The organism is Kitasatospora sp. NPDC022856 (genome assembly GCF_055561235.1).
Genome location: NZ_JBVHHE010000011.1, coordinates 231693 through 238455, shown reverse-complemented (window position 1 = coordinate 238455; position 6763 = coordinate 231693). Strand labels below are relative to the sequence as shown.

The following is a 6763-nucleotide window of genomic DNA, read 5'->3' as shown; positions in this document are numbered from 1 at the left end:
GGTGATGGTCCCGCCGCCGGACTTCGACCCCTTCGCCCCGCAGGCCGCGACGCTCACCGACACCACCGTGCCCGGGACCGCCGACGACCCGGAGCGGCGCCCCAAGGGCACGCCGGTGATGGTCCCGCCGCCGGACTTCGACCCCTTCGCCCCGCAGGCCGCGACGCTCACCGACACCACCGTGCCCGGGACCGCCGACGACCCGGAGCGGGGCCCCAAGGGCACGCCGGTGATGGTCCCGCCGCCGGACTTCGACCCCTTCGCCCCGCTGCCGGCCGACACCCCCGCCCCCGCCGCCCCCGAGGCCGCACCGGCCGCCACCCGGGCCGCCGACCCGTTCGGCACGGTGACGGCCGAGGACCGGCCGAGCGACCCGTTCGGCACCACCCTCCCGCAGCCGCCCGCCGCCGTGCCGCCGCCGCCCTCGGCGCCGCCGACCGTGCCCGCGCCGACCGTCACCCTGCCGACGGCCGAGGACGGGCCGGACGACCCGGCGCGCGGTCCCAAGGGCACCCCCGTGATGGTCCCGCCTCCGGACTTCAACCCCTTCGCCCCGCTGCCGGCCGACACCCCCGCCCCCGCCGCCCCCGAGGCCGCACCGGCCGCCGCGCCGGAGACCAGCCCCTTCGGCTGAGGCCCGGACCACCGCGCACCGGCGGCCGTCCCGCACCAGGGGCGGCCGCCGGTGCGCGTCCGCGCCCGGCCCCACCGACCGGCGGCCGCGCCGCCCGCCATGTCCACCACCGTCAACTGGTACAGACCTATTGCCAGTTGCCGACCGGCTCCCTACCCTCGGGGAGCACAGGATCCTGACGGCACCCCGACGGCCGGAGGTCTCCGGTTCCGCGCCGCCCGACGGCCCGGAGCTCCCGCACGCTGCTCCACGCACCTGACACCTCCCCACAGGTAACGGGGCGACCCGGCATGCCCGGAGGCCCCAGGACAGGAGCCACAACCATGCGCCGACGTCGGATCAAGCTGCCGCTGCTGGCGGCCGGGACCCTGATCGTCCCGCTGCTCGCCGTCTCCCTGCCCAGCACCGCCGCCCACGCCGCCGGGTCCGCCACCGCGACGTTCACGAAGGGCAGCGACTGGAGCACCGGCTACGAGGGCAGCTACACCATCACCAACGGCTCCAGCGCCACCCTGCCCGGCTGGACCCTGGAGTTCGACCTGCCGGCCGCCAACACGGTCGCCTCGCTCTGGAACGCGAGCTACACCACGGCGAGTTCGCACGTCACGGTCAAGAACCCCAGCTGGGCCGGCAACCTGCCGCCGGGCGGCACGTACAACTTCGGCTTCAACATCGCCTACTCGGGCGCCTACAAGCCGCTGCTCAACTGCAAGCTGAACGGCCAGCCCTGCGACGGCGCCGGCGGGGACCAGAGCGCGCCGACCGTACCCGGCGGCCTCCAGGCCGGCACCACCACCCAGACCACCGTCGACCTCGCCTGGACGGCGAGCACCGACAACGTCGGGGTCACCGGCTACGACGTGTTCCAGGGCGCCACCAAGGTCGCCACCACGGACGGCGCCACCACGGCGGTCACCGTCCAGGGCCTGACCGCCGGCACCGCCTACCAGTTCACCGTCCAGGCCTTCGACGCCGCGGGCAACCGCTCGGCCGCCGCCGGTCCGGTCACCGCCACCACCAAACCGCCGACCGACCCGGACCGCCAGGCACCGACCACCCCCGGCACCCCGCTGGTCACCGGCTCGGACGCCAACAGCGTCTCGCTCACCTGGGGCGCCAGCACCGACAACACCGGGGTCACCGCCTACGACGTCTACAACGGCACCGCGCTCGCCGCCACCGTCACGGGCACCTCCGCCACCGTGGGCAACCTGGCTCCGGACACCTCGTACACCTTCACCGTGAAGGCCCGAGACGCGGCCGGCAACGTCTCCCCCGCGTCGAACGCCGTCACCGGCAAGACCCAGCCCGGCGGGAGCAACCCCGGCGCGCTGAAGATCGGCTACTTCACCCAGTGGAGCATCTACGCCCGCGGGTACAGCGTGAAGCAGCTCGACACCTCCGGCTCGGCCGGCCGGCTCACCACGCTCAACTACGCCTTCGCCAACATCCACCCGACCACCAAGCAGTGCTTCATCACCAACAAGGCCGCCGGACCGGACAACGACCCCAACGCGGGCGACGGCGCCGGTGACGCCTGGGCCGACTTCGGCAAGGGCTGGGACGCCGGCAGCTCGGTGGCCGGCACCACCGACACCTGGGACCAGAAGCTGGCGGGCAACTTCAACCAGTTGAAGCAGCTCAAGGCCAAGTACCCCAACCTCAAGATCCAGATCTCGCTGGGCGGTTGGTCGTACAGCAAGTGGTTCTCCGACGCGGCCGCCACCGACGCCTCCCGCAAGGCGCTGGTGAGCTCCTGCATCGACATGTACATCAAGGGCAACCTGCCGGTCATCGACGGCCGCGGCGGCCCGGGCAGCGCGGCCGGCATCTTCGACGGCATCGACCTCGACTGGGAGTGGCCGGCCTCCGGCGGGCACGACGGGAACATCTTCCGCCCGACCGACAAGGCCAACTACACCCTGCTGGCCCAGGAGTTCCGCCGCCAGCTGGACGCCCTCGGCGCCACCACCGCCAAGCACTACACGCTGAGCGCCTTCCTCCCGGCCGACCCGGCGAAGGTCACCGCCGGCATCGACGTCCCCGGGCTGTTCGGCGCCTTCGACTTCGCCACCATCCAGGGCTACGACTACCACGGCGGCTGGGAGATGAGCACCAACCAGCAGTCCGCGATCAAGCTCGCGGCCGGTGACCCGAGCACCCCGGACCGGCAGTTCAGCTCCGAGATCGCCATCAACGCCTACCTCAACGGCGGCGCTCCGAAGAGCAAGCTGACCCTGGGCATCCCGTTCTACGGACGCGGCTGGACGGGGGTGCCGCGCGGCACCACCAACGGCCTGTTCCAGACCGCGACGGGCCCCGGCCCGGGGACGTACGAGGCCGGCTTCGAGGACTACAAGAAGCTCAAGCAGATGGCCACCGGCGGCGGTTACACCATCTACCGGGACCCGGTGGCCGGCCACGCGTACATCTACAACGGGACCGTCCTCTACACCTACGACGACCCGATCGAGATCGCCCGCAAGACCGCCTGGATCAAGTCCCAGGGGCTGGCCGGCGCGATGGTGTGGGCCTTCGACGGCGACACCCCGAACGGCGAACTGATGGCCGCGGTGGACAACGGTCTGAAGTAGGCCTCCGGTACAGCCCGGCCCAGCCGGCCCAGTACGACCCGGCCCGGCGCGGCGCTCAGTCGGCGCGCCGGGCCAGGTGCACCACGTCCGGCACTCCCCGGGCGACCTCGATCTCGTGGGTGACCACGTCCGAGAAGCCCGCCGCGCGCAGCGCCTCCTCGAAGTCCGGGGAGGGCTGCGCGCTCCAGACCGCCAGCACCCCGCCCGGCCGCAGCCGGTGCCAGAGCACGGCCAGCCCGTCGGCGCCGTAGAGCCCGGCGTTGGAGTCGGTGACCGTCCAGTCCGGGCCGTTGTCGATGTCCAGGCAGAGCGCGTCGTAGCGCTCGCCGTCCGCCGCCGCCAGGTACTCCAGCAGGTCGGTGTGGAGCACCGCCACCCGCTCGTCCTCCAGCGCGCCGCCGGAGAAGGCACCCAGCGGGCCGCTCCGGTGCCAGTCGATGATCGCGTTCTCGCGCTCGACGATCGCGATCCGGCCCCAGCGCGCCTCGGCCACCGCGTACGCCAGCGAGAATCCGACGCCGAGCCCGCCGATCAGCACCGAGGGGCGCTCCACCGCGGGGCCGGTGCGGTCCAGCTCGTCCAGCGCCGCCTGGATCAGCAACCGCTCGGAGCGGCCGTCGGCGGTGTCCATCAGGAAGCAGCCGTTCGCGATGATCTCGAAGTGCCGTCCGCGCCGACGCAGCACCACCTCGCCGAACGGGCCCTCCCGCCGGTCGAGGGTGACGACTGCCTCCTGGTCGTCCCGTGCGGGCAGTGCGATGGACATGCGGCGATTCCTCCCGGGCTCGGGTGCAGAACGGCTCGGCGAACGAGTACCCGCCCGACAATAGCCGAGGCCACCGCCCCGCCGGTCACGTCGTGATCAGCACCCCCGCGTAGCTGACGCCGGCGACCATCACCCAGGAGGCCAGCCCCAGCAGGGCGATCCGCCCGCCGGTGCGCAGCATGGTCGGCAGGTGCACGGCGCTGCCGAGGCCGAACAGCGCGGCCGCCAGCAACAGCTCCTGCGCGTCCCCGGCCAGCGTGAGCGCCCGGTCGGGCAGCACGCCGGTGGTCCGCAGCGCGATCATCGCGAGGAACCCGGCCACGAAGAGCGGCACGATCGGCGGCCGCTCGCCGGTGGCCCCGGGGGTGCCCCGGCGCGCCCGCCGCATCGCGACGGCGACCCCGGCGACCAGTGGCGCCAGCAGCACCACCCGCATCAGCTTGACCAGGACGGCCTCGCGCAGCGCACCCGCCCCGCCGGTCTGCGCGGTGGCGACCACCTGCCCGACGTCGTGCACGCTGGCGCCGACCCAGCGCCCGAACCCGGCGTCGTCCAGCCCGAGCGGCTGGTGGAGCAGCGGGAGGACGGCGATGGCCAGGGTGCCGCAGAGGGTGACCAGCGCGACGGAGGCGGCGACGTCCTCCTCCTCGCTGCCTGCGGCCTGGCTGACCGCGCCGATCGCCGAGGCCCCGCAGATCGAGTACCCGGTGGCGACGAGCAGCGGCTGGTCGCCCGGCAGGCCGAGCCGGCGACCGAGCCAGACGGTCCCGGCGAAGGTGGCGGCCACCACGGCGACCACCATGGCGACGGTGGCCCAGCCGAGGCCGAGCACGTCGTCCAGGCCGAGCTTGAGGCCGAGCAGCACGATGCCGAGCCGCATCAGCCGCTTCCCGGCCGTCGAGAGGCCCGGCCGGGCCACCCCGCGGACCACCGGGCGCAGCCCGGGCAGGTGGGCGGCGGCCATGCCGAGCACCACGGCGGCGGTGAGCTTGGGCACGGCGGGCACGGCCTGGTGGATCGCGAGCGCGGCGGCCACGCCGAGGGCGGCGAGCAGCAGCCCGGGGACGTCGCCGCCGAGCGGGGGCAGTGCGCGGGTGCGGACGGGCCGGTCCCGGAGGGTCAGTGCCACGGCGGGCTCACCGCCGCCCGTCGGCGGGCAGCCGGTAGACGCGCCGGATGCTGGTGCCCAGCCGGGAGACGTCGGCGCCGTAGACGTGGATCGAGATGGCCGTGGAGGAGCAGGCGTTGCGCACCAGGTGGATGTCGCCGGGCGGGGCGAAGGCGGCGACGGTGCCGGCCGGGCCGACCACGTGCTCGGTCTCCACCAGGTGGGCGGTGCGTCCGTCGGACACCAGCCGGTAGCGGGTCTCGCTCTCCTTGCCCTGGTGGACGCCGGCCACGCACCAGGAGACGTGGTCGTGGATCGGGGTCTCCTGGCCGGGCAGCCAGACCAGCGCGACGACCGAGAACCCGCCGTCGGCCTCGGCGTGCAGGACGTGCTGGCGGTAGCGGTCGGGATCCCCCTCGCGCTGCGCCTCGGTGAGCAGGCCGGCGTCCCCCAGGTGCGGGGCGAGTCGCTCACCGACCAGGTAGGCGGTGAGTTCCGGCGGCAGGCCGCGATCCACGACCGCGCGGATCTCGCCGACCAGGGCGGTCATGCGCTCGGTGAGCCGGTCGCTGCCGACCGTGGCGGAGGGTGTCATGCCAGCAGGTTGGCCCCGGCCGACCCATCACGTCCAAGGAGGGTTCTTTCGCTCTTCCCCAAACCCCGCTTATGGATTGACCCCGGGCCGACGGGCCGGTTGTCGAACGGCGGGTATCAGCAGCCCACCCGCGAGGCCGCCGCGGACCGCAACTGGTCCAGCACCAGCGCGGTGGCCGGGATCCGGCGGTGCTCGCGGAGCACGTACGCGCTCACCTGGCGCCGCAGGTGCGGCTCGACGGCGCGCCCGGTGACCTTGCGGTGGCACATGAAGGAGAGCACCAGCGCGGGCATCAGCGCGATCCCGACCCCGGCGGCGACCAGGCTCTGCACCGCCAGGTTGTCGTCGGTGGAGAAGACGATGTCGGGTGCGAAGCCCTCCTCCGCGCAGACGTGCAGCAGGTTGGCCCGGCAGCGCGGACACCCGGCGATCCAGCGCTCGCCGTCGAGGTCGGCCAGCCGGACGGCGTGCCGGCGGCCCAGCGGGTGGCCGACCGGCAGCAGCACCGTGAGCAGGTCCTCCATCAGCGGGATCTCGTCCAGCTCGGGCGGCAGCTCGGCGGCGACGCCCGGGTAGCGGAAGGAGAGCGCGATGTCGCACTCGCCGCGCAGCAGCCGCTGCACGGAGTCGGGCGGTTCGGCCTCCAGCAGTTCGACCCGGACCCCGGGGTGCTCGGCGAGCAGCCGGGCCATCGCCTGGGGTATCAGGGTCGCGTTGGCGCTCGGGAACGCGCAGACCCGGACCCTCCCGGCGCGCAACCGGGCGAGCGCGCCGAGTTGCTGCTGGGCCGCGGCGAGACTGCCGAGGATCAGTTCGGCGTGCCGGGCCAGTGCCTCACCGGCCTCGGTGAGGCGCAGCCCGCGCCCGGCCCGGGTGAACAGCGGCACTCCGACGGACCGCTCCAGCGCCTTCATCTGCTGGGTGATGGCGGGCTGGGTGTAGCCGAGTTCGCGGGCGGCGGCCGAGTAGGAGCCGGCCCGGACGACCTCGTGGAAGGTCCTGATGTGCCGCGAGTCGAATACCGGCTCCACTGCCCCTCCACCTGCCCGCGCCCCTGGTCCCAGGA

General features: G+C 74.0%; 5 protein-coding genes and 1 pseudogene. 2 read left to right on the top strand and 4 right to left on the bottom strand.

The window, feature by feature from the left end; all coding sequences use genetic code 11:
- Both ACZ34W_RS16575 and ACZ34W_RS16570 read left to right on the top strand, forming a co-directional pair.
- Window positions 1–634, top strand: a pseudogene (locus ACZ34W_RS16575) (hypothetical protein); the annotation flags it as partial.
- A 323-nt stretch (window positions 635–957) separates the two neighbouring features.
- On the top strand, window positions 958–3228 hold the full coding sequence (locus tag ACZ34W_RS16570) for a glycosyl hydrolase family 18 protein (protein WP_465604627.1): 2271 nt from the start codon (window positions 958–960) through the stop codon (window positions 3226–3228).
- Window positions 3229–3283: 55 nt separating this feature from the next.
- On the opposite strand, the gene ACZ34W_RS16565 is transcribed toward ACZ34W_RS16570, so the two are convergent.
- The 4 genes from ACZ34W_RS16565 to ACZ34W_RS16550 all read right to left on the bottom strand — a co-directional run bounded on the left by ACZ34W_RS16565 (window position 3284) and on the right by ACZ34W_RS16550 (window position 6728).
- Window positions 3284–3994 carry a spermidine synthase family protein gene (locus ACZ34W_RS16565; protein WP_329490741.1) on the bottom strand — a complete coding sequence of 237 codons (711 nt, stop codon included), beginning with the start codon at window positions 3992–3994 and terminating at the stop codon, window positions 3284–3286.
- 85 nt (window positions 3995–4079) lie between these two features.
- Complete coding sequence (locus ACZ34W_RS16560) at window positions 4080–5117, bottom strand: YeiH family protein (RefSeq protein ID WP_465604720.1); 1038 nt, start codon at window positions 5115–5117, stop codon at window positions 4080–4082.
- 13 nt (window positions 5118–5130) lie between these two features.
- Window positions 5131–5697, bottom strand: a complete 567-nt coding sequence (locus ACZ34W_RS16555) for a cysteine dioxygenase family protein (RefSeq protein ID WP_329490740.1) — start codon at window positions 5695–5697, stop codon at window positions 5131–5133.
- Window positions 5698–5813: 116 nt separating this feature from the next.
- Window positions 5814–6728, bottom strand: a complete 915-nt coding sequence (locus ACZ34W_RS16550) for a LysR family transcriptional regulator (RefSeq protein WP_329490739.1) — start codon at window positions 6726–6728, stop codon at window positions 5814–5816.
- Between the last annotated feature and the right edge of the window lie 35 nt (window positions 6729–6763).

Excerpts from the sequence above, each read along its gene's own strand:
- ACZ34W_RS16570 (WP_465604627.1), top strand. The coding sequence starts at position 958 with ATGCGCCGACGTCGGATCAAGCTGCCGCTGCTGGCGGCCGGGACCCTG.
- ACZ34W_RS16565 (WP_329490741.1), bottom strand. The coding sequence starts at position 3,994 with ATGTCCATCGCACTGCCCGCACGGGACGACCAGGAGGCAGTCGTCACC.
- ACZ34W_RS16555 (WP_329490740.1), bottom strand. The coding sequence starts at position 5,697 with ATGACACCCTCCGCCACGGTCGGCAGCGACCGGCTCACCGAGCGCATG.